23 protein-coding genes are annotated in these 22999 nt (G+C 61.9%); 12 read left to right on the forward strand and 11 right to left on the reverse strand.

The window, feature by feature from the left end; genetic code table 11:
• Nucleotides 1–12: 12 nt before the first annotated feature.
• Together HQR01_RS09360 and HQR01_RS09365 are read right to left on the reverse strand one after the other, a co-directional pair.
• Entirely contained in the window at nucleotides 13–354 is a 342-nt protein-coding gene (locus tag HQR01_RS09360) for a hypothetical protein (protein ID WP_173214591.1), read from the reverse strand.
• A 71-nt stretch (nucleotides 355–425) separates the two neighbouring features.
• The gene (locus HQR01_RS09365) at nucleotides 426–1607 is read right to left on the reverse strand and encodes a vWA domain-containing protein (RefSeq protein WP_173214593.1); all 1182 of its coding nucleotides are present in this window, start codon (nucleotides 1605–1607) and stop codon (nucleotides 426–428) included.
• Nucleotides 1608–1727: 120 nt separating this feature from the next.
• On the opposite strand from HQR01_RS09365, the gene HQR01_RS09370 reads away from it, so the two are divergent.
• Nucleotides 1728–3128, forward strand: a complete 1401-nt coding sequence (locus HQR01_RS09370; RefSeq protein ID WP_173214594.1) for a methyl-accepting chemotaxis protein — start codon at nucleotides 1728–1730, stop codon at nucleotides 3126–3128.
• A gap of 73 nt (nucleotides 3129–3201) precedes the next feature.
• Here the strand turns inward: HQR01_RS09370 and HQR01_RS09375 are convergent, their stop codons facing one another.
• Nucleotides 3202–4056, reverse strand: a complete 855-nt coding sequence (locus HQR01_RS09375; protein WP_173214596.1) for an AAA family ATPase — start codon at nucleotides 4054–4056, stop codon at nucleotides 3202–3204.
• A gap of 101 nt (nucleotides 4057–4157) precedes the next feature.
• Here HQR01_RS09375 and HQR01_RS09380 point away from each other — a divergent pair, with 101 nt between their 5' ends.
• Nucleotides 4158–5381, forward strand: coding sequence for a bifunctional alpha/beta hydrolase/OsmC family protein (locus HQR01_RS09380; RefSeq protein ID WP_173214598.1), 1224 nt, complete (start codon nucleotides 4158–4160; stop codon nucleotides 5379–5381).
• On the opposite strand, the gene parE is transcribed toward HQR01_RS09380, so the two are convergent.
• On the reverse strand, nucleotides 5378–7366 hold the full coding sequence (gene parE / locus HQR01_RS09385) for a DNA topoisomerase IV subunit B (RefSeq protein WP_173214600.1): 1989 nt from the start codon (nucleotides 7364–7366) through the stop codon (nucleotides 5378–5380). The genes HQR01_RS09380 and parE overlap by 4 nt on opposite strands.
• Before the next feature lie 63 nt (nucleotides 7367–7429).
• Nucleotides 7430–8587 (reverse strand): penicillin-binding protein activator, encoded by a 1158-nt coding sequence (locus tag HQR01_RS09390; protein ID WP_173214602.1) that lies wholly within the window; start codon nucleotides 8585–8587, stop codon nucleotides 7430–7432.
• Between the two features lie 37 nt (nucleotides 8588–8624).
• Here HQR01_RS09390 and rsmI point away from each other — a divergent pair, with 37 nt between their 5' ends.
• Genes rsmI through HQR01_RS09410 form a run of 4 tightly spaced genes read left to right on the forward strand, consistent with a single transcriptional unit; the run spans nucleotide 8625 to nucleotide 11433 of the window.
• Entirely contained in the window at nucleotides 8625–9476 is an 852-nt protein-coding gene (rsmI, locus tag HQR01_RS09395; protein WP_234030106.1) for a 16S rRNA (cytidine(1402)-2'-O)-methyltransferase, read from the forward strand.
• On the forward strand, nucleotides 9473–9823 hold the full coding sequence (locus HQR01_RS09400; RefSeq protein ID WP_173214606.1) for a YraN family protein: 351 nt from the start codon (nucleotides 9473–9475) through the stop codon (nucleotides 9821–9823). Before rsmI ends, HQR01_RS09400 begins: the two co-directional genes overlap by 4 nt.
• Before the next feature lie 9 nt (nucleotides 9824–9832).
• Nucleotides 9833–10801, forward strand: coding sequence for a glutathione synthase (gshB, locus tag HQR01_RS09405; RefSeq protein WP_173214608.1), 969 nt, complete (start codon nucleotides 9833–9835; stop codon nucleotides 10799–10801).
• Between the two features lie 23 nt (nucleotides 10802–10824).
• The gene (locus tag HQR01_RS09410; protein ID WP_173214610.1) at nucleotides 10825–11433 is read left to right on the forward strand and encodes a DedA family protein; all 609 of its coding nucleotides are present in this window, start codon (nucleotides 10825–10827) and stop codon (nucleotides 11431–11433) included.
• On the opposite strand, the gene HQR01_RS09415 is transcribed toward HQR01_RS09410, so the two are convergent.
• Both HQR01_RS09415 and hemW read right to left on the reverse strand, forming a co-directional pair.
• On the reverse strand, nucleotides 11430–12326 hold the full coding sequence (locus HQR01_RS09415) for a tyrosine recombinase XerC (RefSeq protein ID WP_173214612.1): 897 nt from the start codon (nucleotides 12324–12326) through the stop codon (nucleotides 11430–11432). The genes HQR01_RS09410 and HQR01_RS09415 overlap by 4 nt on opposite strands.
• Nucleotides 12323–13477: a radical SAM family heme chaperone HemW gene (gene hemW / locus HQR01_RS09420; protein WP_173214613.1), complete on the reverse strand. Its 1155-nt coding sequence runs from the start codon at nucleotides 13475–13477 to the stop codon at nucleotides 12323–12325. Before hemW ends, HQR01_RS09415 begins: the two co-directional genes overlap by 4 nt.
• A gap of 47 nt (nucleotides 13478–13524) precedes the next feature.
• Between hemW and HQR01_RS09425 the strand changes: the two genes are divergently transcribed.
• On the forward strand, nucleotides 13525–14061 hold the full coding sequence (locus HQR01_RS09425; protein ID WP_234030107.1) for a CAP domain-containing protein: 537 nt from the start codon (nucleotides 13525–13527) through the stop codon (nucleotides 14059–14061).
• Between the two features lie 16 nt (nucleotides 14062–14077).
• Here the strand turns inward: HQR01_RS09425 and rdgB are convergent, their stop codons facing one another.
• A complete protein-coding gene (rdgB, locus tag HQR01_RS09430; protein ID WP_173214614.1) occupies nucleotides 14078–14704 on the reverse strand; it encodes an RdgB/HAM1 family non-canonical purine NTP pyrophosphatase in 627 nt (208 codons plus the stop codon).
• Nucleotides 14701–15417: a ribonuclease PH gene (rph, locus tag HQR01_RS09435; RefSeq protein WP_173214615.1), complete on the reverse strand. Its 717-nt coding sequence runs from the start codon at nucleotides 15415–15417 to the stop codon at nucleotides 14701–14703. The genes rdgB and rph overlap by 4 nt, the downstream gene beginning before the upstream one ends.
• 84 nt (nucleotides 15418–15501) lie before the next feature.
• Between rph and hrcA the strand changes: the two genes are divergently transcribed.
• The 4 genes from hrcA (at nucleotide 15502) to HQR01_RS09455 (ending at nucleotide 19833) form a co-directional block, all read left to right on the forward strand.
• Nucleotides 15502–16545: a heat-inducible transcriptional repressor HrcA gene (gene hrcA / locus HQR01_RS09440; RefSeq protein ID WP_173214616.1), complete on the forward strand. Its 1044-nt coding sequence runs from the start codon at nucleotides 15502–15504 to the stop codon at nucleotides 16543–16545.
• 16 nt (nucleotides 16546–16561) lie between these two features.
• Entirely contained in the window at nucleotides 16562–17152 is a 591-nt protein-coding gene (gene grpE / locus HQR01_RS09445; protein WP_173216290.1) for a nucleotide exchange factor GrpE, read from the forward strand.
• Between the two features lie 23 nt (nucleotides 17153–17175).
• Nucleotides 17176–18924, forward strand: a complete 1749-nt coding sequence (locus tag HQR01_RS09450; protein ID WP_173214617.1) for a DUF885 domain-containing protein — start codon at nucleotides 17176–17178, stop codon at nucleotides 18922–18924.
• A gap of 108 nt (nucleotides 18925–19032) precedes the next feature.
• Complete coding sequence (locus HQR01_RS09455; RefSeq protein WP_173214618.1) at nucleotides 19033–19833, forward strand: hypothetical protein; 801 nt, start codon at nucleotides 19033–19035, stop codon at nucleotides 19831–19833.
• Here HQR01_RS09455 and HQR01_RS09460 read toward each other — a convergent pair whose 3' ends face one another.
• Both HQR01_RS09460 and HQR01_RS09465 read right to left on the reverse strand, forming a co-directional pair.
• Nucleotides 19834–20307 (reverse strand): vgr related protein, encoded by a 474-nt coding sequence (locus HQR01_RS09460; protein WP_173214619.1) that lies wholly within the window; start codon nucleotides 20305–20307, stop codon nucleotides 19834–19836. It lies immediately after the preceding gene.
• 50 nt (nucleotides 20308–20357) lie between these two features.
• Nucleotides 20358–20840, reverse strand: a complete 483-nt coding sequence (locus HQR01_RS09465) for a copper chaperone PCu(A)C (protein WP_173214621.1) — start codon at nucleotides 20838–20840, stop codon at nucleotides 20358–20360.
• Nucleotides 20841–21025: 185 nt separating this feature from the next.
• On the opposite strand from HQR01_RS09465, the gene dnaK reads away from it, so the two are divergent.
• On the forward strand, nucleotides 21026–22954 hold the full coding sequence (gene dnaK, locus HQR01_RS09470; RefSeq protein ID WP_173214623.1) for a molecular chaperone DnaK: 1929 nt from the start codon (nucleotides 21026–21028) through the stop codon (nucleotides 22952–22954).
• Nucleotides 22955–22999 lie beyond the last annotated feature (45 nt).

Below are 22999 nucleotides of genomic sequence, written 5' to 3' on the forward strand. Positions count from 1 at the left end.
TCGGGGAAGGGATCAGTTTGCCGGTTCGAGACGAAGCGGACCTTCGGAAGGCAAGGGCAGGGAACGGAAATCGGTCTTGTCGTGATGCATCACCATCACGCTGCAGCCGTTGACCCGCTGGTCGACCGCGGCAATTAGATAGGGCTGGTCAGCGCTTGCCGGTTGGCGATCCAGTTCCGGCTTGGCCTCTCCCTGCCGAGCCTTGGAAATGCGGTCGTGACAGTCTGTCGTCGATGCGTCGGGCAGACCCAGCAGCATCATCGCATGTTCCGCCTGTCCGCCTGCCCGAATGTCTTCGGGAGTATCCGCAGCGATAGTCATGGCAGCGATGCACAGCAGAAACGGGACACGCATAGAGACTCTCCTTCGCGCGGTTTCTACTTCGAAAACCGTACCTTCTCAAGGATCGGATAGGTAGTTGCCCGTCACCCCTGCTTGCGGCTCAATTCACGCATTGCGTCGTCGAGCCCATCCAGTGTGAGCGGGTACATCCGGTCGTTGACGATCTGCTTCATCACCTTGGTCGACTGCGAATAGCTCCACTGCTTTTCGGGCACCGGGTTGAGCCAAACGGTCGCTGGGTAGGTGTTGACCACGCGTTGCATCCACACAGCGCCCGCTTCTTCGTTCATGTGCTCCACGCTGCCGCCCGGATGGGTGATTTCATAGGGGCTCATGGCCGCATCGCCCACGAAGATGACTTTGTAGTCGTGGCCGTATTTGTGGAGCACGTCCCAGGTCTTGGTGCGTTCCTGCCAGCGGCGCCGGTTGTCCTTCCACACGCCCTCGTAGAGGCAGTTGTGGAAGTAGAAGAACTCGAGGTTCTTGAACTCGGTGGTGGCGGCGCTGAACAGCTCTTCGCACAGCTTGATGAAGGGATCCATCGAGCCACCGACATCGAGGAACAGCAGCAGCTTCACCGCATTGTGCCGTTCGGGGCGCATGTGGATATCCAGCCAGCCCTGCTTGGCCGTACCCTCGATCGTTGCGTCCAGATCGAGTTCGTCAGCCGCACCTTCGCGAGCGAAGCGGCGCAGACGGCGCAACGCCATCTTGATGTTGCGAGTGCCAAGCTCCTTGGTGTTGTCGAGGTTCTTGAACTCGCGTTTGTCCCACACCTTCAGCGCGCGCTTGTGCTTGCTCTCGCCGCCAATGCGCACGCCTTCGGGGTTATAACCCGAATTGCCAAAGGGCGAGGTGCCGCCTGTTCCGATCCACTTGTTGCCGCCCTGGTGACGCTTTTCCTGCTCTTCGAGCCGCTGCTTGAGCGTCTCCATGATCTCGTCCCACGAGCCGAGCGACTTGATTGCCTCCATCTCCTCTTCGGTGAGGAATTTCTCGGCCACGGCCTTGAGCCAGTCTTCGGGAATGTCGACCGGGTTCTGCCCGTAATCGGACATTATCCCTTTGAAGACCTTGGAAAAGACCTGGTCGAACCGATCGATCAGCCCTTCGTCCTTAACGAATGTGGCGCGCGACAGGTAATAAAACGCCTCGGGCGTCTGCTCGATGACGTCTTTGTCCAGGGCTTCGAGCAAGGTGAGATGCTCTTTGAAGCTTGCGGGGATTCCTGCTGCGCGCAGCTCGTCTACGAAGTTGAAAAACATCCTGCTGGTCTAGCGCGATTGGCGGCGCAGGCGAAGCGAAAAACGGGGCATTCCCTTAACTCGGCGCTAACCATTCCCGTTTATCTGGCAAGTGAAAGAACGACGGGGGTCATTCCACCAATGGAACTCAAAACTATCGACGCGAACGGCGCGGCGAACATCAGCCTCATTCCGGAAAGCTGCGGCAAGGTGACCGTAGGCTGCACCGATGTTGCGGGCATCGTCCAAGGTGTGATCGATTCGTTCGGTCACCTGCGCTCGGAATATGTCGAACTGCAGGGCACGGTCCATGCGCTCGATGACGACCAGCGCAAGGTGCTGGAAGCCAGCGACGAAGCGCGGCTCCTTTCGGAACGTGCCATCGACCGCTTGGCGCAGGGTTCCGAACTAATCGGCAACTCGCTCGGCCAGATCGGCAACTTGCTCGGACTGGTCGAAACGCTGACCCAGCATGTGACCGGCTTTGCCGCTGCGATGGACCAAGTCCGCCGCAGCTCGCAGGAAATCGAGCAGCTCGCCGAGACCACCAATATCCTCGCACTCAACGCCACGATCGAAGCGATGCGGGCAGGGGAGCAGGGGCGTACCTTCGCGGTCGTCGCCAATGAGGTGAAGACCCTCGCCAGCGAGACGCGCAAGGCGACGGAAGAAATCGGGCGGACCATCGATATGCTCGGGTCCGAAGCAGAACAGGTCATCGAGAAGATCCAGGTTGGTGCCACCGCCAGCGCCGAGGCCAAGAGCTCGGTCTCTGCGATCGAGCACACGCTCCAGGGCGTCACCGAACTGATCAACGAAGTCGATCAGCAGCAGGACCAGATCGCGCGCAACACGGCGACCATATCCGATCATGTTCATCGGGTTCAGGACGTGCTGCGCGACTTCGACGGTGCGGTCAGCGAGAATGAGAACAAGCTGGCGACGGCCCATGATCGTATGGAAGACCTCGAGCTGACCGCGAGCGACATGTTCGACAAGCTCGTCAAGGCCGGCCTATCACCGCAGGACAGCATGATGGTCGAACGCGCGATCGAGCACTGCAACAACCTCGCGCGCATCGCGGAAGAAGCAATTGCCGCGGGCGAGCTCACCATGGAGCAGCTGTTCGACCAGAACTATCGACAGGTCCCGGGCACCAACCCGCCGCTCTACCGCACTACGCTGAGCGACTGGGCCGACCGACGCTGGCGTCCGGTTATCGACTCCGTCGTTGCGGAGGGTGCGCCGATCAAGATGTGCTCGCCGGCCGACATGAACGGCTTCCTGCCGACGCATGTCAGCGCGCATTCGCGCAAACCGACGGGAGATCTCGCGCACGATACGAAGTACTGCCGCAACGGCCGGATCATCCTCGAAGGCGTGGATCTTGTCTCGAAGAACAGCAAGGACGCCTACACCATGGCGGTCTATCGCCAGGAAGGCGACGGCAAGAACTACATCGTAGTCCGCAACGTCTATGTGCCGCTGTTCATCAACGGTCGCCGCTGGGGTGATTCCGAGCTGGCTTACTCGTTCGACTGAGCCAGACACCGAACACAAAAAGGGGCGCGCTCCATGATCGGAACGCGCCCTTTTTTTCGTCAGGATTTGGGGCTCAGTTCTGGCGGCGTGCCATGAAGGCCAGACGTTCGAACATCATCACGTCCTGTTCGTTCTTGAGCAGCGCACCGTGCAGCGGCGGGATCGCCGCGGTCGGGTTCTGCGACTGCAGCACGTCGAGCGGCATGTCCTCATTGAGCAATAGCTTCAGCCAGTCGAGCAGCTCGCTGGTCGAAGGCTTTTTCTTGAGGCCCGGCACGTCGCGAATCTCGTAGAAAATTTCCATTGCCTTGGTGACCAGGTTCTTCTGGATGCCGGGGAAGTGAACCTCGACGATGTCGCGCATCGTGTCGCGGTCGGGGAACTTGATGTAGTGGAAGAAGCAGCGGCGCAGGAACGCGTCGGGCAGTTCCTTCTCGTTGTTCGAGGTGATCACGACGATCGGCCGCTCCTTGGCCTCGATCCGCGTATGCGTTTCGTAGACGTCGAAGCTCATGCGATCGAGTTCCTGCAAGAGGTCGTTCGGGAACTCGATGTCAGCCTTGTCGATCTCGTCGATCAGCAGGACGGGGAGCTCGGGGGAAGTGAAGGCTTCCCACAGCTTGCCCTTCTTGATGTAGTTCGAGATGTCGTGAACGCGCTCGTCGCCAAGCTGGCCGTCGCGAAGACGAGCAACGGCGTCGTATTCGTAGAGGCCCTGCTGCGCCTTGGTGGTCGACTTGACGTTCCACTCGATCAGCGGAGCGCCAATTGCCTTCGAAATTTCGTGCGCGAGTACTGTCTTGCCGGTACCCGGCTCGCCTTTGACCAATAGCGGTCGACGGAGCGTGACAGCGGCGTTGACCGCGACTTTGAGATCGTCTGTGGCGATATAAGATTTCGTGCCTTCGAAACGAGTCGGTTCGCTCATCGGTTTTCCCTTGCAACTTTACGTAAGCGTTAGGGGCACCGCGCGCGAAGGGCAAGAGGGCGCCGCAACCGCGATGACAAACCGCGCAACAAGGAAATACCATGCCCACCGAGACACTTTCGATCCCCACCGGTCGGGGCCACGTGCTTGCAGGTTCGCTGGAAATGCCGACGGGTCTGGTTCGTGGTGCGGCGCTGTTTGCGCATTGTTTTACCTGCACCAAGCAATCCCGTGCAGCGATTGAAGTTTCGCGCGCGCTGGCGCGAGCTGGGATTGCGGCCTTGCGGTTCGACTTCACCGGTCTCGGCGCGAGCGAGGGTGAGTTCGGACGGGCGGGCTTCGCGGTCGATGTGTCCGATCTCATCGATGCCGCAAACGCGCTATGCGATCGCTTTGGAGACGGAATTCTGCTGGTCGGTCACAGTCTCGGTGGTGCGGCCGTACTCTCGGCGGCAGGGATACTCCCGAAGGGCCGGATTGCCGCGGTTGCCACTATCGGCGCCCCTGCCGATGTTCCGCATGTCCTGCTGAACATTAAGGGGGACCTCGCGGCAATCGAACGCGATGGTGAAGGCGAAGTGACGATCGGCGGTCGCCCGTTCAAGATCGGCCGGGATTTCCTGCAACAAACCCGCGACGTTGACCTGGTCGATCAGGTTGCCGCCCTCCGGCTGCCCTTGCTTATCTGCCATTCTCCAACCGATCAGATCGTCGGCATCGAACATGCCTCGAAACTCTACGGCGCAGCGCGCCATCCCAAGAGCTTCTTGAGTCTTGTCGGCGCCGATCACCTGTTACTCGACGATTCCGATGCACGCTTTGCGGCGCGTATAATCGAAGTTTGGGCAGAACGGTATATGCCGCTGAAGGCCGACTGGCCAATGCCCGAAGATGGCGTTGTAATCCGTACCGGTCACGGAAAGTTCGGAACCGAGGTTCACACCTCAACTCACCGCTTCGTTGCCGACGAGCCGCTCAGCGTAGGCGGCGACGATAGCGGGCCGACACCCTACGACCTGCTCAATGCCGCGCTTGGTACCTGCACTGCCATGACCATGAAGATGTACGCTGACCGCAAGGGCTGGGCGCTAGAGGGCGTGACCGTCGAAGTCCGCCACGAGCGCGAACACGAAAGCCACGACGACCATGCCATGGCCATGGCCGCAGGTGAACGTCTCCAGGCACTCTACCGCACGATTACCATCCGGGGCGGCACCCTCGACGATGAGCAACGCGCAAAGCTGATAGAAATCGCCGACAAGTGCCCGGTACACAGGACGCTAGAAGGCGAATTGCACATCCATACCGGCCTGGCCACGGGTTAGGCGTCGATCATTTCCCGATCGATGTCACCCGCGTTGTTCTGGATGAAGTTGAAACGGTGTTCGGGATTGCGGCCCATCAGCTCGTCGACCAGGCGGGCCACTCCCGCTCGCTGCTCGAATTCCTGTGGCAGGGTAATGCGAATAAGGCTGCGGGTCGCCGGGTTCATGGTCGTCTCGCGCAGCTGCGACGGGTTCATTTCCCCGAGTCCCTTGAATCGGGCAACCTCGACCTTCTTGCCCTTGAACACCGTTTCTTCCAACTCCTTGCGGTGGATGTCGTCTCGAGCGTAGCGACTCTCCTTACCAGCGGTGAGGCGATAGAGCGGCGGTTGGGCGAGGTAGAGGTGCCCATTGCGCACGATCTCGGGCATCTCCTGGAAGAAGAACGTCATCAAGAGCGTCGCGATATGCGCGCCGTCGACGTCCGCGTCGGTCATGATGATGATGCGATCGTAGCGCAGGTTCTCCGGATCGCAGTCCTTGCGCGTACCGCAGCCCATCGCGAGCGTCAGGTCGGCGATCTCCGAGTTGGCGCGGATCTTATCAGCCGTGGCGCTGGCGACATTGAGGATCTTGCCTCGGATCGGCAGGATCGCCTGCGTCTTACGGTTGCGCGCCAGCTTGGCGCTGCCGCCTGCTGAATCGCCCTCGACGATGAAGAGTTCGGTCTCTCCTTCGCCTTCACCCGAACAATCGGTGAGCTTGCCGGGCAGGCGCAGCTTCTTGGCGTTGGTCGCGGTCTTGCGCTTGACCTCTCGTTCGGCCTTGCGGCGCAACCGCTCGTCCATCCGCTCCATCACCTGGCCGAGCAGCGCCTTGCCGCGATCCATGTTGTCGGTGAGGAAGTGGTCGAAGTGATCGCGCACCGCGTTCTCGACCAGGCGTGCGGCTTCGGGCGATGTCAGGCGATCCTTGGTCTGGCTCTGGAATTGCGGATCGCGGATGAAGACGCTGAGCATGACGTCGGCGCCGGTCATCACATCGTCGGCACTGATGTCTTTGGCCTTCTTCGTACCTGTCAGCTCACCAAAGGCGCGCAGGCTCTTGGTCAAGGCAGCGCGCAAACCCTGTTCGTGGGTGCCGCCATCGGGTGTCGGGACGGTGTTGCAGTACCAACTCGTCGAACCGTCCGAGTAGAGTGGCCAGGCGATCGCCCACTCGACGCGCCCCTGCGGCATGTCGTTGAGATCGGGGAAGTCCTGCGAGCCGGTGAAGGGCTGGGCGGTGACACATTCGCGCCCACCGATAATCTCCGAAAGATGGTCTGCTAGCCCGCCGGGGAACTTGAACACTGCATCCTGCGGTACGTCCTCGCTGGCCAGGGCAGGCGCGCATTTCCAGCGAATCTCAACTCCGGCAAAAAGGTATGCCTTCGAACGGGCAAGCTTGAACAACCGCTTTGGGCTGAACGCGCGATCTCCGAAAATCTCGGTATCGGGCACGAAGCTGACGGTCGTGCCGCGCCGATTGGGAGTAGGGCCAAGGTCCTGCAACTTGCCGGTGGGATGCCCCTTGGAGAACTCCTGCGCGTATAGCTGTCGATCGCGCGCCACTTCGACCCGCGTGTGGCTTGACAGTGCATTGACTACGCTGACGCCAACGCCGTGGAGGCCGCCGCTGGTGGCATAGGCCTTGCCCGAGAACTTGCCGCCCGAATGAAGCATGGTGAGGATCACCTCGAGCGTCGACTTCCCAGGATACTTGGGGTGCTCGGCCACCGGCATCCCGCGACCGTTGTCGGTGATCGTTACGTGGTTGCCTTCGTCAAGTCGCACTTCGATGCGGCTCGCATGTCCCGCGACCGCCTCGTCCATCGCGTTGTCGAGCACTTCGGCGACGAGGTGGTGTAACGCGCGGTCATCCGTACCGCCGATGTACATGCCAGGGCGGCGGCGGACCGGTTCGAGGCCCTCGAGGACCTCGATCGATGACGCGTCGTAGTCGCCGCTCGATGCGGGGGTATTGTCGAAAAGATCGTCGGACATGTGCTTGCTATATCGTGCGGTCTTGCGCCCGAACAAGCGGGCGCGGGCGGTTATCCGCCCCGCTCAGAACTTGGCGGGGGCGTTGTCCACTACCACGACACTTCCGGCACGTGCTTCGCGCACTTCCATTGCCCGCTCGACCACGCCGGTCCGGGCGAACCGGAATGCGCCATCAAGGCCCAGGAAGCCGTCTTCGCTGCGCAGGGCGGCAAGCGGGAAGTTGGTGCCCACCTTCCAATCGCGGGCGACGCGGAGGGTTAATAGCACCGCGTCGTAACCGAGCGTCGCGATACGGTAGGGCTGGCTGCCGAAACGAGCCTCATAGCTATCAACAAAGCGCTTGTACCGCGCGTCCGAAACGGCGGAGAACAAAGCGCCGCGCATCGATGTGGCGCGGGCCACCGAGCTTTCACCGCTCCACAATTCGGTGCCGAGCAACAGGGTATTGCCTGCACCGCCGGGCTTGAGCACAGCGGCTGCCTGCTCTGCCAGTCGAGCGCCGTCGGCGATCAGGACGGTATCGTAACCACCATGTACCTTGAGCCGTTCAGCGGCACTCACGATCGACGTGTTCCCTCGCGAATAGCGCTCGGTCCAGACCACGTTACCACCGTAGGCAGCCACCGATCGGCGCATGGCCTCTTCTGCCCGGACGCCATAATCGCCATCGGGCGCAAGGATGGCGAAGTTCTGGGCGCCGCGATTCCTGACATACTGCATAGTCCGCATGATCGACTGTTCGGGCACATGCCCCATCACGAAGACGTCCGGGCCCGCAGCGTTGGTGTCATTGGAGAACGAGATCACAGGCACATTGGCGGGGCGCGCAACCGATAGGACCGAAGGGATGTTGCTCCCCAGCAGCGGTCCAAGAATCAGCTTGTTGCCTTCGCTGACCGCCTGCTTGGCCGCCGCATCGACCCCGGCCGCAGTATCATAGGTCGTTATGCGTAGGTTGCTGGCATTGGTGTCCAGCAAAGCCATGGTCGTCGCATTGGCGATGGCCAGTCCCACATTGCCGTTGTCGCCTGACATCGGGACGAGCAGCGCGATACGATGACGGGTCAGGTCTTCGGGCAGCACTGTGTCGCTTGGTTCGGCAGTCGGTGTTGGTGCCGGAGCCGGGCGCTCGGCACCTTTGGGGATGATCGAACAGCCCGCCAACAGGGCGGCTAGTCCCGCGGTCACGATTGTCCGACGGTCGATTGTCCAGCGCTTCATCTTGCGGCGTCCCTCTGCAATGGTTCATGGGGGTCAGGTGAGCGATCCCCACCTCCCCGAAGATAGCCTCGATCCGGGGCTCTATATCGTTGCGACCCCGATCGGCAACCTTGGCGACATAACCTTGCGCGCGATCGAGGTGCTGCGCGGCTGCGACGCTGTAGCCTGCGAAGATACGCGCGTCACCGGCAAGCTGCTGAGGCATCTCGGCATCTCCAAGCCACTGTGGCGCTATGACGATCATAGCGAGCATCGTGACCGCAATCGCCTGGTTGAGTCGATGCGAACACGCGCAGTCGCATTGGTCAGCGATGCGGGTACTCCCCTCGTCAGCGACCCCGGGTATCGCCTGGTCAACGACTGCCGGGCAGAGGGCATACCGATCACCGCGGCTCCTGGAGCCTGTGCCGCAGTGATGGGTCTTTCGCTGTCCGGCCTTCCCAACGACCGGTTCCTGTTCGCGGGTTTCCTGCCCGCCAAGGACAAGGCGCGCCGCGAAATGTTGGAGGAATTGTCCGTCGTCGATACCACGCTGGTTTTCTACGAAACGGCACCGCGCCTGCTCAAATCGCTGGAATCGATCCGTGCGATCCTGCCCGATCGCGAGGTTGCTGTGGGCCGGGAACTGACAAAGCTGCACGAGGAAATGCGCCGTGGCCTGCCTGACGGGTTGATGGCCTATTATGAGGCCAATCCACCCAGGGGGGAAATCGTCCTGCTGGTTGGCCCGCCGCCAGTGCGTGTGATGTCGAAAGCGGACGGGGATACGCTGTTGGCCGAGGCTCTTGAGACGATGAAGCCTTCGCAGGCAGCCGCCCATGTGGCCAAGTCTACCGGTCTCGACCGCAAGGCTCTCTACGCCCGGGCGCTGGAATTGCGCCACGAATGAAGCGCCAGATTGCCGAGAAAAGCGGGCGGGATGGTGAGACGCGTGCCGCATTCTGGCTCCGCGCGAAAGGCTGGCAGATTCTCGATCGGAGGGTGAAGACCCCCGTTGGCGAGATCGATTTGGTAGCACGGCGTGGCAAGCTCGTCGCATTCGTTGAGGTCAAGTGGCGCAAGCGGCGGGGGGAGCTCGACCATGCGATTGACGAATACCGCCTGGCACGAGTGGCCGCAGCGGTCGAAGCGGTGGCGCATCGCTATGCGCAGAACGGCGAGGACCTAAGGATCGACGTTATCCTCCTTGCGCCGGGCGCCTTCCCTCGCCACATCGCCAACGCTTGGCAGCCTTGAGGAGTTCGCATGCCGTTACGCGTCGCCGTCCAGATGGACCCGCTGGAGACCATCAATATCGCGGGCGATAGCTCGTTTGCCCTTATGCTCTCGGCGCAGACCCGCGGACATGAAATCTGGCACTACGACGTGGCATCGCTCGCCTATGAAAGCGATGGCACGCCCCAAGGCCGGATCACGGCCCACGCCGCCCCAGTGACGGTTCAGCGCGTGACAGGCGCTCACTACACGGCAGGCGAGCGCCGCGGAATCGACCTAGCCCGCGATATCGACGTGATCCTGATGCGTCAGGACCCACCGTTCCACCTGGGCTACATCAGCGCAGCATTCCTGCTCGATCGGCTCAAAGGCACCACGCTGGTAGCGAACGATCCGCGCGAGGTCGTCAACGCGCCCGAGAAGATGTTCGTGCTCGACTATGCGCGGTTCATGCCGCCGACGCTGGTCGCACGCAGGCTCGAGGATATTCGCGAGTTCCAGCAGAAGCATGGCGCCGTAGTGGTCAAGCCGCTCCACGGCAACGGCGGCAAGGCGATCTTCCGCATCGATGCGGAGGGCACCAACCTGTCTGCGCTGTCCGAAGTCTTCAATCAGACCTGGCCGGAACCGCACATGGTCCAGCCCTTCCTTCCCGAAGTGGCCGAAGGCGACAAGCGCATCGTACTGATCGACGGCGAATTTGCCGGGGCAATCAACAGGTTCCCTGGTGAAGGTGAATTCCGGTCGAACCTGGCCCAAGGCGGACATGCCGAAGCGACGACGTTGACGGCTCGCGAGGAAGAGATCTGCGCAACAATGGGGCCTGAGCTCAAGCGGCGGGGGCTGGTATTCGTAGGCATCGACGTAATCGGCGGCCAATGGCTGACCGAAATCAACGTCACCTCGCCAACCGGCATCGTCGCGATCGACAAGTTCAACGGCACCGACACGCCCGGTCGCATCTGGGACGCGATCGAGCGCAGGCACGCGAACCTGTAGCCGCGGGGCGCGTTGGTCCACCAGTGAACACTTTCATTCTCGAGACCATCGCCGCGGGCGGTTACGTCGGCATTTTCGTGCTGATGGCGCTGGAGAACATCTTCCCGCCCTTGCCCTCGGAAATCATCATGGGCTTCGGGGGTGTGCTCGTCGCGCGTGGCCAGATGGCATTTCTGCCCCTGCTGATCATCGGAACCGTCGGCACCACGGTCGGAAATTACTTCTGGTACTGGATCGGTCGTCGTTGGAACGAGAGCGATCTGCGCCGGTTCATCGATGCTTATGGCCGGTGGCTGACCTTCGAATGGGCAGACTTTGAAAAAGCGCGCCGACGTTTCCGGCGCAATGGCGAATGGATCGTGTTCCTTCTTCGATTTTCACCGTTCCTGCGGACGATCATCTCGCTCCCGGCGGGTCTCGCGCATATGCATATCGGCCGGTTCCTGCTGTTTACCTTCCTGGGCTCGCTGGTCTGGAACGGAGCGCTCATCGCGGGGGGCAGTTCCTTGGCGCATCTGATGACGCCGTACGAAACCGCCGCAGGATGGGTCGTGGGCGGGTTCCTGGGTGCTGGTGTGCTCTGGTATCTCTACCGGGTAATTACCTGGAAACCCCGCGTCGACGCCGGTTAGTCACGCTCACGCGGATGCGCGTTGCGATAGGTGTCGAGCAGGGTCGCCGCATCGACCTTGGTGTAGATCTGTGTCGAGCCGAGGCTTGCATGGCCAAGCAATTCCTGGAGGCTCCGCAGGTCCGCCCCGGCACCGAGCAGGTGGGTCGCAAAGCTGTGGCGCAAGGCATGGGGCGTCGCGGTGTCGGGCAGACCAAGTGCCTTGCGCGCTCTTGCGGTCGCCTTCTGCACCATCCCTTGACCAAGCGGGCCACCGCGCGCTCCGCGAAACAGGGGCCCCTCCTTGCCGAGAGTCCAGGGACAGCGCCGAACATACTCAGCCACGGCATCCCGGACGATCGGCAGGATCGGGACGACCCTCTGCTTGCCACCCTTACCGGTTACCGTGAGACGCTCACCCAGTGGATAATCGGCACCCGTCAGCGAAAGTGCCTCGGCGATCCGCATTCCGGCACCGTACAGCAAGAGCAGCACGGCACGGTCGCGCGCACCGGTCCAGTCTTCCAAGGCAATCGCCTCGACCGTTTCTGCCAAGGCCAGTGCATCGTCCGGCGTGACGGGGCGGGGCAGGCCCTTCTTGACCCGTGGCCCACGGAGGCGGGGCGGTTCAGTGCTTTCGCGCCCCGCCTGTACTCTGGCGAAAGCGATGAAGCCCTTGATCGCCGATAGCTCCCGTGCCGCAGAGGCATTCGACAAGCCATCAGCTCGCCGAGCAGCGATATGCGAGCGCAGCCGTGTCGCCGTGACGTCCGCGACGTCATCCCAGTTGTCGAAGCCAAGTCCAACCAAAAGACGTTCCGCTGCTTTGGCATAGGCGCGCACGGTATGCGGTGAGCGTCGGCGGGCGAGGGCCAGATGGTGGTGCCATGCCTCGAGCAGGTCGGTGCGGCTCATGGCGTCACCAGTTCCGCGCGGACCAGTTCGCCGAGCAGCGCATCGAGCAAGGGCATGCCTTGCGACGTGACGCCAATTCGTCCCGATGTCTCCCAAACCAGTCCAAGGTCGCGATAAAGCGCAAGCTTTGCATCATCGATCAAGTCCGGCTGCGTGACGCCGAAGCTCCGGGCCAAAGCGTCTAGATCAATCCCTTCGGCGAGCCGTAGGCCCATCAGCAAGGCTTCCGAAGCCTGCTCACGCCGATCGAGATCTCGCGCCTCCGCGATGCCGTGACCTTCCGACGTCACGGCAGCGAGGAAGTTCTCCGGCTTCTTGTGACGAACCGTCGCGACGTTGCCGCGTCGCCCATGTGCCCCGGGACCGATGCCGACATAACCCTGGTAACGCCAGTAAGTGAGGTTGTGACGACTCTCCTGCCCCAGCCTGGCGTGATTGCTCACTTCGTAAGCCGGCAAGCCATGAGCCGACGTCATGTCGCGCGTGACGGCGAAGAGGTCTGCCGCATGATCATCGTCCAGCGGAGTGAATACGCCGCGCCGAACGTCGGTCGCGAACCGCGTCGCGGGCTCGATCGTCAACTGGTAGAGCGACAGGTGGTCGGTCCCCAACGCAAGGGCATCACCGAGTTCCTGGCTCCACTCCGCTTCGGTCTGGCCAGGTCGTGCATAGATGAGATCGATCGATACACGATCGAAATGGCGCTGCGCGGCTTCGACGGCGCGGAGCGCTTCATCGACCCCGTGAAGCCTGCCGAGAAATTGCAGCACCTCATCGCGAAGTGACTGCACCCCGAGGGAAACTCTATTCACCCCGGACGTTGCAAGCATGGCGAAATTCGCTGCTTCGACCGACGATGGGTTGGCCTCGAGGGTTATTTCGATGTCCGCTTCGAAACCCCACAGGGCCTCCGCTTCGGTCAGCAGCCGCGAGACCAACGCAGGCGGCATAAGCGATGGAGTTCCGCCACCAAAAAAGATACTTGCTAGTGATTCTTCAGATTTGTCCGCAGCTGCTTCATGCCGCATGTCGGCGAGTAGCGCGGCTTCCCATGCGGTTATGTCGGCGTTGGCGCGCACATGGCTGTTGAAGTCGCAATAGGGGCACTTTGCGAGACAGAAAGGCCAATGAATATAAAGTGCGCGAGCCAAGGATGCCTTCAGAGATTTTTTACTCGGCCGAAAGAAACTCGCGACCGATGAGCAGGATGAAGAAGTGGGTTGCGCCATTTCTGAGCGCGGTGGGCATGGCTTGTGCCACGAGCGTAGCCATGGCTGCAAGCGGCTCTGCACCACTGGCCCCTGCTAACCCGCAGCTCGCCAGACGGATCCTCGCCACTCACAATGCTGAGCGCGAGCGGCTGCATTTGCCCGCACTGCGCTGGAACGGCAAGCTTGAACGCGAGGCCGCACAATGGGCCCAATCCCTCTCGCAACGGGGCGTGGTGCAGCACGATTCTGACGGCGCGCGCAATGGCACCGGAGAGAACCTGTGGATGGGTACCGCAGGGTATTGGATGGTCGAGGACATCGTCGAGATGTTCATCGCGGAAAAAGCGAACTTCCATTCCGGCACGTTCCCGCACATTTCGAGAACCGGCAATTGGGCCGATGTCGGCCACTATTCGCAAGTGGTATGGCGCGATACGCGGGAGGTTGGCTGCGCGCTCGTGACCGGCCGCGGCAATGACGTGCTGGTTTGCCGCTACTGGCCTGCGGGCAATGTGTGGGGCTAGAAAGCCTTCTAGCCCCTCAGCCGAATTGCTCCGCCACCAGCTTGGCGAAAGCATCGGCACGGTGGCTGATCGCGTGCTTCTCCGCCGGGTCCAGCTCTGCCATCGTCACATCGCGGCCAATGGGCACGAACACCGGATCATAGCCGAAACCCATCGTGCCGCGCGGGGGCCAGGCCAGAGTGCCCGCCACGCTGCCTTCGTAGATCGCATATTCGCCATCAGGCCAAGCTAGCGCGAGCACGCAATGGAATGCGCAGGATCGATCGACGTCGGCTCCCTGCTGCTGGAGCATTCCTTCGACCTTGCCCATCGCCATGTACCAGTCACGCCCGGGTTCGCCTTCGAACCATTGCCGCTCGGCCCAGTCGGCGGTGTAGACCCCCGGCCGCCCGTCCAGCGCGGCGACGGACAGCCCGCTGTCATCCGCGAGTGCCACGAGGCCCGATGCCTCTGCCGCAGCGCGCGCCTTGATCAGCGCGTTCTGGGCGAAGGTCGTCCCAATCTCGGCCGGTTCGGGCAGGCCAAGCGATCCGGCAGACAGGCATTTGACCCCGTAAGGCTCCAGCAATGCGCCGATTTCCTTGAGCTTTCCCGCATTGTGCGTGGCGATCACCAGCGAGCCCGAACCGAGACGCCGGGTCATTTTCGCGTCGCCTCGTCCTGTGCCTTGAAGATCTGTGCGCAGCCGATCTGCGCCAGGCGCAAGAGACGCAGGAAGCCTTCTTCGTCGTAGGGAGCGCCTTCGGCCGTGGCTTGCGCTTCGGCGATCTTGCCGCCTTCGATGAGGACGAAGTTCGCATCGGCATCGGCGCTGCTATCCTCGGGATAGTCGAGGTCGAGCACCGGGGTACCCTGGTAAATGCCGCAGGAAATCGCGGCGACCTTGGCGGTGATCGGGTCATCCTTGATCGCACCGGACTTGAGCAGCCCGTCTACTGCCAGGCGCAATGCCACCCAAGCGCCCGAGATCGATGCCGTGCGCGTTCCGCCGTCGGCCTGCAGCACGTCGCAATCGAGCGTGATCTGATGCTCGCCAAGGCGCTTGAGATCTACCACCGCACGCAAGCTGCGGCCGATAAGGCGCTGGATTTCCTGCGTTCTGCCGCTTTGCTTACCCTTGGCAGCTTCGCGCTGGCCGCGCGTGTGGGTAGCTCTCGGGAGCATGGAGTATTCACCGGTGACCCAGCCTTCACCCTTGCCGCGCAGCCAGGGCGGCAGTCGATCCTCGACCGACGCAGTGCACAACACGCGCGTTTCCCCGAAGCTGATCAGGCAGGAACCCTCTGCATGCTTGGTGTAGCCGGTCTCGATGGTGATGGCGCGCATTTCGTCGGGCGGGCGTCCGGAAGGTCGCATGGTTATCTCCAGTGCAGTCGAATCTCGCGGAGGCGTTTGGCGCATGACCCTTGAGGCCGCAAGCATGTGCGCTAGATAGACCCCATGAATTCGCCGCCGCTCACCGACCTCAGCGACCGTGCCCGCGAGATTTTCCGTCTCGTGGTGGAGGGCTATCTCGAAAGCGGCGTTCCGGTCGGCTCGAAAACGCTGGCGGGGGAGGGTGCGCTCAACCTGTCACCGGCATCGATACGCAACGTGCTGGCCGACCTCGAGGCGCGCGGACTGCTGGCAGCGCCGCACACGAGCGCCGGACGCATGCCGACCGAAACCGGACTGCGCCTGTTCGTCGACGCGATGATGCAGGTCGCCGAGCCAACCCGCGAGGAACGCGCGGCGATCGAGCAGCGTCTGTCCGAACCCGGCCCGATCGAACGCGCCTTGGAAGAAACCAGCGCCCTGCTGTCCGATCTGTCCGGCGCGGCTGGCATGGTCATGGTTCCACGGCGTGAACCGCGGCTGGCGCAAGTCTCACTTGCCGCGCTTGACGCCAATCGCGTGCTCGCAGTCCTGGTGGGCGAAGACGGGCATATCGAGAACCGCGTGCTAGCGCTGTCACCGGGCGCGTTCGGTGCCTCGCTCGAACAGGCCAGCAATTACCTGACCGCGCGCACAGCCGGTCGCACACTGGCGGAAGCGGCGCAGGCCATCGCAACGGAGATCGCGGGTGGCCGTACAGCGCTTGACGAGGCCAGTCGCGACCTCGTCCAGCGAGGTATTGCCGTGTGGACCGAGGATGCCGCGAGCCGTCCCGTTTTGATCGTACGGGGGCAGGCGAATCTGCTCGACGAGGCAGCTCTGTCCGATATTGAACGGGTTCGCAGTCTCCTCGACGACCTTGAAAGCAAGCAGTCCGTCGCCGAACTGCTGGAGCGCGCGCGCCGCGCCGATTCCATGCGGATATTCATCGGCAGCGAGAACCGCTTGTTCTCGCTTTCAGGCTCCTCTGTCATCGCTTCGCCCTATCGCGACCGCGAGGGAAGGGTAGTTGGTGTACTGGGTGTGATCGGCCCCACGCGGTTGAATTACGCGCGCGTCGTCCCCATGGTGGATTTCACCGCCCGCTCGCTGGGCAAGAGAATAGGCTGACAGGGTTTTTCACGTGATCGACGAGAACAAGGACGAACCGCGGACCAAGGCGGTCGACGAGGAAGTGGCACGCGAAATGGAGGGCGTTCCCGAGCACCTGCGCGGCGAAGACGACGACGGTGCAGGCGAGTCGCTCGCAGATGCGCTCGGCAAGCTGAAGGACGACCTCGAAGCGGCGATGCAGGACGTGCTCTACGCTCGTGCTGAAACACAGAATGTGCGTCGGCGACTCGAGAAGGAAATCCAGGACGCGCGCAACTACGCCGCGACCGGCTTTGCGCGCGATATCCTGAGCATTGCGGATAACCTCTCCCGGGCGCTCGACCATATTCCCGAGGAACTGCGCGAAAGCGAGAAGTCAAAGAACTTCATCGCCGGTATCGAAGCCACCCAGCGCGAGCTGGAGAAGGTGTTCACCCAGAATGGCATCACCCGCATCGCATCGACCGGCATGCCGCTCGATCCGAACCAGCACCAGGCGATGATGGAAATACCGACCGCGGATCACGAACCCGGTACCATCGTGCAGGAAATGCAGGCGGGCTACATGCTGAAGGACCGCTTGCTACGACCGGCCATGGTCGGCGTGGCCAAGAAGCCCGACTGAATCTGCACCGCGTGGGGAATACGATGAGGAGCGCTTTCATCCCGGCGGCGGTCCTCGTCGCCACCCTCACCGCACCTGCCGCTGCGCAAGTGAGCGCCGATACGGCTCTCTCTGCACTGACCGAGCAATGGTATGAGCAGCGACTGGTCGATTATGGGCAGGTGGTAGAGGCCGACGGCAGCACTTCGCAAGGCGACCGCCTGCCGTCGGCGACGCCCGAGGCAAACCGCCAACGTGCCCAGTTCGCGCAGGTAATGCTCGACAAGCTGCGTGCGATCGATGCCGCACAGCTCTCTGCCGGTGCCAAGATCGATGCCGAGGTCTTCCGGACGCTTCTGCAGACCGAGATCGGCGATGCGCGCTTTCGCGAATGGGAAATGCCGTTCGATAGCGACAACAACTTCTGGAGCTATCTGGCCGCACGCCACGGCTTCACCACGGTCGGGGGTTACGAACGCTACATTGGCCGGATGCGCGACCTGCCGCGCTATTTCGCCGAGCAGGAAAGCAACGCGAGGGCCGGGCTGGCCCGCGGTTTCAGTGTGCCGCGAGTGACCCTTGAAGGGCGCGACGCTTCACTGGCTGCCTATGTGGTCGACGATCCCGAGATGAGTCCCTTCTGGGGTGCTTTCGAACAAATCCCTGAAAGGTTCAGCCCCGAGGATCGCGAGCGATTGCTGCGCGAGGGCAGGGCCGCGATCGAGGCGGCGGTAACGCCGGCCTATGCGAAATTTCTGCGCTTCTTCCGCGAGGAGTACCTGCCTCAGACGCGCACTACGCTTGGTGCCGAACAGATGCCCGACGGGGCGGCCTACTACCAACAGCAGATCCGCGAATACACGACGCTCGACCTCACCGCGGAACAAATCCACCGGATCGGCCTCGACGAAGTTGCCCGGATCACCGCCGAGATGGAGCAAGTGAAAGCCGAGGCCGGGTTCGCAGGGGCGCTGACCGAATTCATTGGCTTCCTGCGCAACGATCCGCAGTTCGTCGCCAAGACGCCCGACGAACTGATGGGCGTATCGGCCTATGTGGCCAAGCGAGTCGATGGAAAGATAGCCGACTATTTCGGCTTTCTGCCGCGCCATCGTTTCACCATCCGCCCGGTCGATCCGGCCATCGCGCCATTCTACACCGCTGGCCGGGGTGGACGCGATGCGTGCCAGATGAATACCTACGACCTGCCTTCGCGTCCGCTCTACAACATTCCCGCGCTAACGATGCACGAGTGCATTCCCGGGCACAGCTTCCAGGCCGGAGTGGCGCTTGAGCAAGAAGAGGCGCCGCGCTTTCGCCGGGAAACCTATTTCTCCGGCTTCGGCGAAGGGTGGGGCCTCTACACCGAGTATTTCGGCAACGAGATGGGGATCTACCGCACGCCATACGAACGGTTTGGTCAACTGAGCTACGAGATGTGGCGCGCCGTCCGCCTGGTCATCGACACCGGTATTCATCACTACGGGTGGAGCCGCGAGAAAGCGGTCGAATACCTGGCCAACCGCACTGCCTTGTCGGAGCACGAGGTCAATACCGAAGTCGATCGCTACATTAGCTGGCCGGGGCAAGCGCTTGCCTACAAGCTGGGCGAAATGACCATCCGCCGCGTCCGCGCCAAGGCGGAGAAGGAACTCGGGTCGAAGTTCGACATCCGCAAGTTCCACGATGTGGTGCTTTCGCTCGGCTCAGTACCACTACCCGTGCTGGAAGAGCGGATCGATGCGTTCATCGCCGATGGCGGCCAGGGCCTGCCCGGGGTCAAGTACGACTGACATCAACAGCAGGCCCAAGCAGTTTGGCCAGTCGTCACTGCTGTGCTAGCCATCGACCAGGGCGCTAAAGATCGCGCCGGAGGGTCGCCTCGCAAGAGGGAGGCGCGAATGAAAACCTGGCAAAAGGTCCTGATCGGAGCGGTCGTTGCGGCGATCGCGATAGTCGCTCTCATCTTCTGGGCGACGGGCGGCATCGCCAGGACGGCAGACGATTTCTTTTCGGCGGCCAAGGCGGGAGACATGGATTCCGCCTATGCGCTTACGTCGCAGCAGCTTCAGGAGGGTACCTCCCAAGAAGAACTCGGCAGATTCCTGCATGCCAGCAAACTCGACCAAGTGATTGAAACCAGCTGGTCATCGCGCTCCATCCAGGCCGACACGGGTACGCTTGAAGGCACGGCAACCACCGGCACCGGGGCAAAAATTCCACTCAGGCTGGAATTCGTCAAGGAAGGGGGCGAATGGCGCATCATCCTACTCAAGAAGACCGTTGCCGGGATCGAGGATTCAAACAGCGCGGTGTCCTTGCCGCCATTGCCCGACGAACAGCGACGCATGGTCTTGCAGGATACGCGGCGTTTGATCGAAGCCTTGATTGACAACAATCCCGAGCATTTCCTTAAGGGATGGCCTGAGGAGGCAACCGTCGAGAACCTCGGGGAAGGCTTCTCCACACTCCGACCTTTCGCCGATCGCATGGTGGCACTGGCACAACAGGAACCGAAGATATCTGCGGCAGCGATGGGCAAGGATGGGGTCTTGTTGCTCGAAGGGACCTATCGCGTGGCCGGCGACCTTGCGATCATGCGGCTCGAATACATGAAGTTCGATGGCGCGTGGAAGATCGTTTCCTACAACTACAAGATCAGCGCCGATCCCGATACCGACCCTGGCGAAACAGAGGAATAGTCAGCCAGTTGCACCAGGAAAGCGCACCAGCAGGTCGTAAACACCTGGATCACGGACACCGACAAGCTTTATGCCATTGCGTAGCAGGAAGGCGTGGCGGACGATCTCAGCCTGTTGCTCGATGCCGTATCTCTCGAGATGCCAACCCGGCTTGAGGCAATAGTCATAGCGAGCCCAGGGCATTCGATGCGTAACCAGGTACCAAGCTCCCTTGGTCTGGACCTGCCACACATGGGTCAGCTCGTGGATCAGCAGGCCCTGCCTGAAGATGTCCGCGGTCGAGAAATCCTCGCAATAGTTCTCGCTAAGCGGGTGGAAGTGCACATGGCCCCGAGGGGCCATGGTGATCCGTCTTGGTTGGAACGGAAACCACTTGCGGCGCCGGATGGTCACCCGGGCATAGTCAATCGCAGTACCAAAAACCGATTTCGCCAGCGTGACTTCGCCGGGGGTCAGTGGGCGCTCTCCGCCCACCGGGCACGGTGCAACGGCCGCACCCTCCCTGACGACCCCCGACGAGTCGCTCAGCGATCGTCCCCTGCGCCGACTACTGCGATTTCAACCGTCGATGTCTTCCCGCCGGCAATGGTCAGCGTCATCTCGGTCGTGCTTCCCGCAGTGAGCGACGGATCGAGGTCGAAGGCCATGATGTGCTTGGCGCCCGACTTGAAGGTATCGGTCCTGCCTGCCGGTATCATCACCGGGCCCATTTCGCCCATGACCTTCTGACCGCTCCATTCGGTAGTGTCATGAATTTGCGCACTGGCAGCGCCCTTGATTGCAGCCTTGCGGATAGCGACGTTCGCTTCGCCGATGTTCTTGACGTCGAAATAGACGGCGCCCGGATTGCCCGACACGGCGGGCAGGACCAAGCGTGCATTGGTCACCTCGAGGCCCGCCGCATTGGTATCGGCGACTGCTTCGGTCGCTGCCTCCTTGCCACCGCACCCGCTTAGCGAAATTGCCGTCGACGCTAGGGCGATGCAGGCAAAATACGAAAATTTCATGGATTTTCCCCTGTCTCTCGAATGAGCAAAAACTAGCGAGGCACCTCCCTTGTGCCAAGCAAAACCGCACCTATATCGCCCGAGTAACAACTACCTAATACACCACTCGAACGAGCCGCCGAGTGGTCTTGCCCATTGGGGAGACCGACAGAGCGGCGTCCAACGAACCAATTGATGGGGAAACCATGGCTAAAGTAATCGGTATCGACCTCGGCACCACCAACAGCTGTGTCGCCGTGATGGATGGGGGCAAACCCAAGGTCATCGAGAATTCGGAAGGTGCGCGCACGACGCCTTCGATCGTCGCCTTCACCAAGGATGGTGAGCGCCTGATCGGGCAGCCGGCGAAGCGCCAGGCCGTCACCAATCCCGACAACACCGTTTTCGCGGTCAAGCGCCTGATCGGCCGCCGCTTTGACGACCCGGTGACCAAGAAGGACACCGAACTGGTTCCCTATACCATCGTCAAGGGCAAGAACGGCGACGCCTGGGTCCAGGCCGGCGGCGAAGACTACAGCCCTTCGCAGATTTCCGCCTTCATCCTGCAGAAGATGAAGGAAACTGCCGAAAGCTATCTCGGCGAAGCCGTCACGCAGGCGGTCATCACCGTTCCCGCATACTTCAACGACGCGCAACGCCAGGCGACCAAGGACGCTGGCCAGATCGCCGGTCTCGAAGTCCTGCGCATAATCAACGAACCGACCGCCGCCGCCCTGGCCTATGGCCTCGATAAGGACGACGGCAAGACCATCGCCGTCTACGACCTTGGTGGCGGCACCTTCGACGTCTCGATCCTTGAGATCGGCGATGGCGTGTTCGAGGTGAAGTCGACCAATGGTGACACCTTCCTGGGCGGTGAAGATTTCGACGGCGCGATCGTCGAGTACCTTGCCGACCAGTTCAAGCAGAAGGAAGGCATCGACCTGCGGAGCGACAAGCTCGCTTTGCAGCGGCTCAAGGAATCGGCTGAAAAAGCCAAGATCGAGCTGTCCAGCGCACAGACGACCGAGGTCAACCAGCCCTTCATCACCGCACGTATGGAAGGCGGCAACACCACGCCGCTTCACCTCGTGGAAACGATCAGTCGCGCCAAGCTCGAGCAGCTGGTCGGCGATCTGATCAAGCGCACTCTCGAACCCTGCAAGAAGGCACTGGCTGACGCCGGGATCGACAAGGGCGGCGTTGACGAGGTGGTCCTCGTCGGTGGCATGACCCGTATGCCCAAGGTGCGTGAAGTCGTGGAGGAATTCTTCGGCAAGAAGCCGCACACCGGCGTGAACCCCGACGAAGTCGTTGCCATGGGCGCGGCGATCCAGGCCGGCGTGCTGCAGGGCGATGTCAAGGACGTGCTGCTGCTCGACGTGACCCCGCTGTCGCTGGGGATCGAGACCCTGGGTGGCGTGTTCACCCGCATGATCGATCGCAACACCACGATCCCGACCAAGAAGTCGCAGACCTATTCGACCGCCGAAGACAACCAGCAGGCGGTGACGATCCGGGTATTCCAGGGTGAACGCGAAATGGCGGCGGACAACAAGCTGCTTGGTCAGTTCGACCTCGTCGGCATCCCGCCGGCTCCGCGTGGCGTTCCGCAGATCGAAGTGATCTTCGACATCGATGCCAACGGCATCGTCAACGTCAGTGCCAAAGACAAGGGTACCGGCAAGGAACAGCAGATCCGCATCCAGGCTTCGGGTGGTCTTTCGGACGCCGACATCGACCAGATGGTCAAGGATGCCGAAAAGTTCGCAGAGGAAGACAAGAAGCGGCGCGAAGGTGCGGAGGCACGCAACCAGGCCGACAGCTTGGTGCACACCACCGAAAAGCAGCTTTCCGAGCACGGCGACAAGATCGAAGCCTCGCTCAAGTCGGACATCGAGACCAAGATTGCGGCCGTGAAGACCGCGCTCGAAGGCGACGATGCGGCAGCCATCAACAGCGCGGCACAGGCCCTGACCGAAGTCGCGATGAAGATGGGCCAGGCCATTTACGAGCAGGAACAGGCAAGTGCCTCCGCAGCGACGGAAGGCGAAGCCGCCGGTGGTGACGCCGGTTCGGAGGAAGAGGTGGTCGACGCCGAATTCTCCGAAGTCGATGAAGACGCGAAGAACTGATCGCCTGATGATAACCCAACCGCCACCGGTGCAAATCAGCGCCGG

This window comes from Erythrobacter mangrovi (genome assembly GCF_013260645.1).
GTDB classification, from domain to species: Bacteria; Pseudomonadota; Alphaproteobacteria; order Sphingomonadales; family Sphingomonadaceae; genus Qipengyuania; species Qipengyuania mangrovi.

Bases quoted from the DNA above. Each gene is read 5' to 3' on its own strand.
- HQR01_RS09360 (WP_173214591.1), bottom strand. From the start codon at position 354: ATGCGTGTCCCGTTTCTGCTGTGCATCGCTGCCATGACTATCGCTGCG.
- HQR01_RS09365 (WP_173214593.1), bottom strand. From the start codon at position 1,607: ATGTTTTTCAACTTCGTAGACGAGCTGCGCGCAGCAGGAATCCCCGCA.
- HQR01_RS09370 (WP_173214594.1), top strand. From the start codon at position 1,728: ATGGAACTCAAAACTATCGACGCGAACGGCGCGGCGAACATCAGCCTC.
- HQR01_RS09375 (WP_173214596.1), bottom strand. From the start codon at position 4,056: ATGAGCGAACCGACTCGTTTCGAAGGCACGAAATCTTATATCGCCACA.
- HQR01_RS09380 (WP_173214598.1), top strand. From the start codon at position 4,158: ATGCCCACCGAGACACTTTCGATCCCCACCGGTCGGGGCCACGTGCTT.
- parE (WP_173214600.1), bottom strand. From the start codon at position 7,366: ATGTCCGACGATCTTTTCGACAATACCCCCGCATCGAGCGGCGACTAC.
- HQR01_RS09390 (WP_173214602.1), bottom strand. From the start codon at position 8,587: ATGAAGCGCTGGACAATCGACCGTCGGACAATCGTGACCGCGGGACTA.
- HQR01_RS09400 (WP_173214606.1), top strand. From the start codon at position 9,473: ATGAAGCGCCAGATTGCCGAGAAAAGCGGGCGGGATGGTGAGACGCGT.
- gshB (WP_173214608.1), top strand. From the start codon at position 9,833: ATGCCGTTACGCGTCGCCGTCCAGATGGACCCGCTGGAGACCATCAAT.
- HQR01_RS09415 (WP_173214612.1), bottom strand. From the start codon at position 12,326: ATGAGCCGCACCGACCTGCTCGAGGCATGGCACCACCATCTGGCCCTC.
- HQR01_RS09425 (WP_234030107.1), top strand. From the start codon at position 13,525: ATGAGCAGGATGAAGAAGTGGGTTGCGCCATTTCTGAGCGCGGTGGGC.
- rdgB (WP_173214614.1), bottom strand. From the start codon at position 14,704: ATGACCCGGCGTCTCGGTTCGGGCTCGCTGGTGATCGCCACGCACAAT.
- rph (WP_173214615.1), bottom strand. From the start codon at position 15,417: ATGCGACCTTCCGGACGCCCGCCCGACGAAATGCGCGCCATCACCATC.
- hrcA (WP_173214616.1), top strand. From the start codon at position 15,502: ATGAATTCGCCGCCGCTCACCGACCTCAGCGACCGTGCCCGCGAGATT.
- HQR01_RS09450 (WP_173214617.1), top strand. From the start codon at position 17,176: ATGAGGAGCGCTTTCATCCCGGCGGCGGTCCTCGTCGCCACCCTCACC.
- HQR01_RS09455 (WP_173214618.1), top strand. From the start codon at position 19,033: ATGAAAACCTGGCAAAAGGTCCTGATCGGAGCGGTCGTTGCGGCGATC.
- HQR01_RS09465 (WP_173214621.1), bottom strand. From the start codon at position 20,840: ATGAAATTTTCGTATTTTGCCTGCATCGCCCTAGCGTCGACGGCAATT.
- dnaK (WP_173214623.1), top strand. From the start codon at position 21,026: ATGGCTAAAGTAATCGGTATCGACCTCGGCACCACCAACAGCTGTGTC.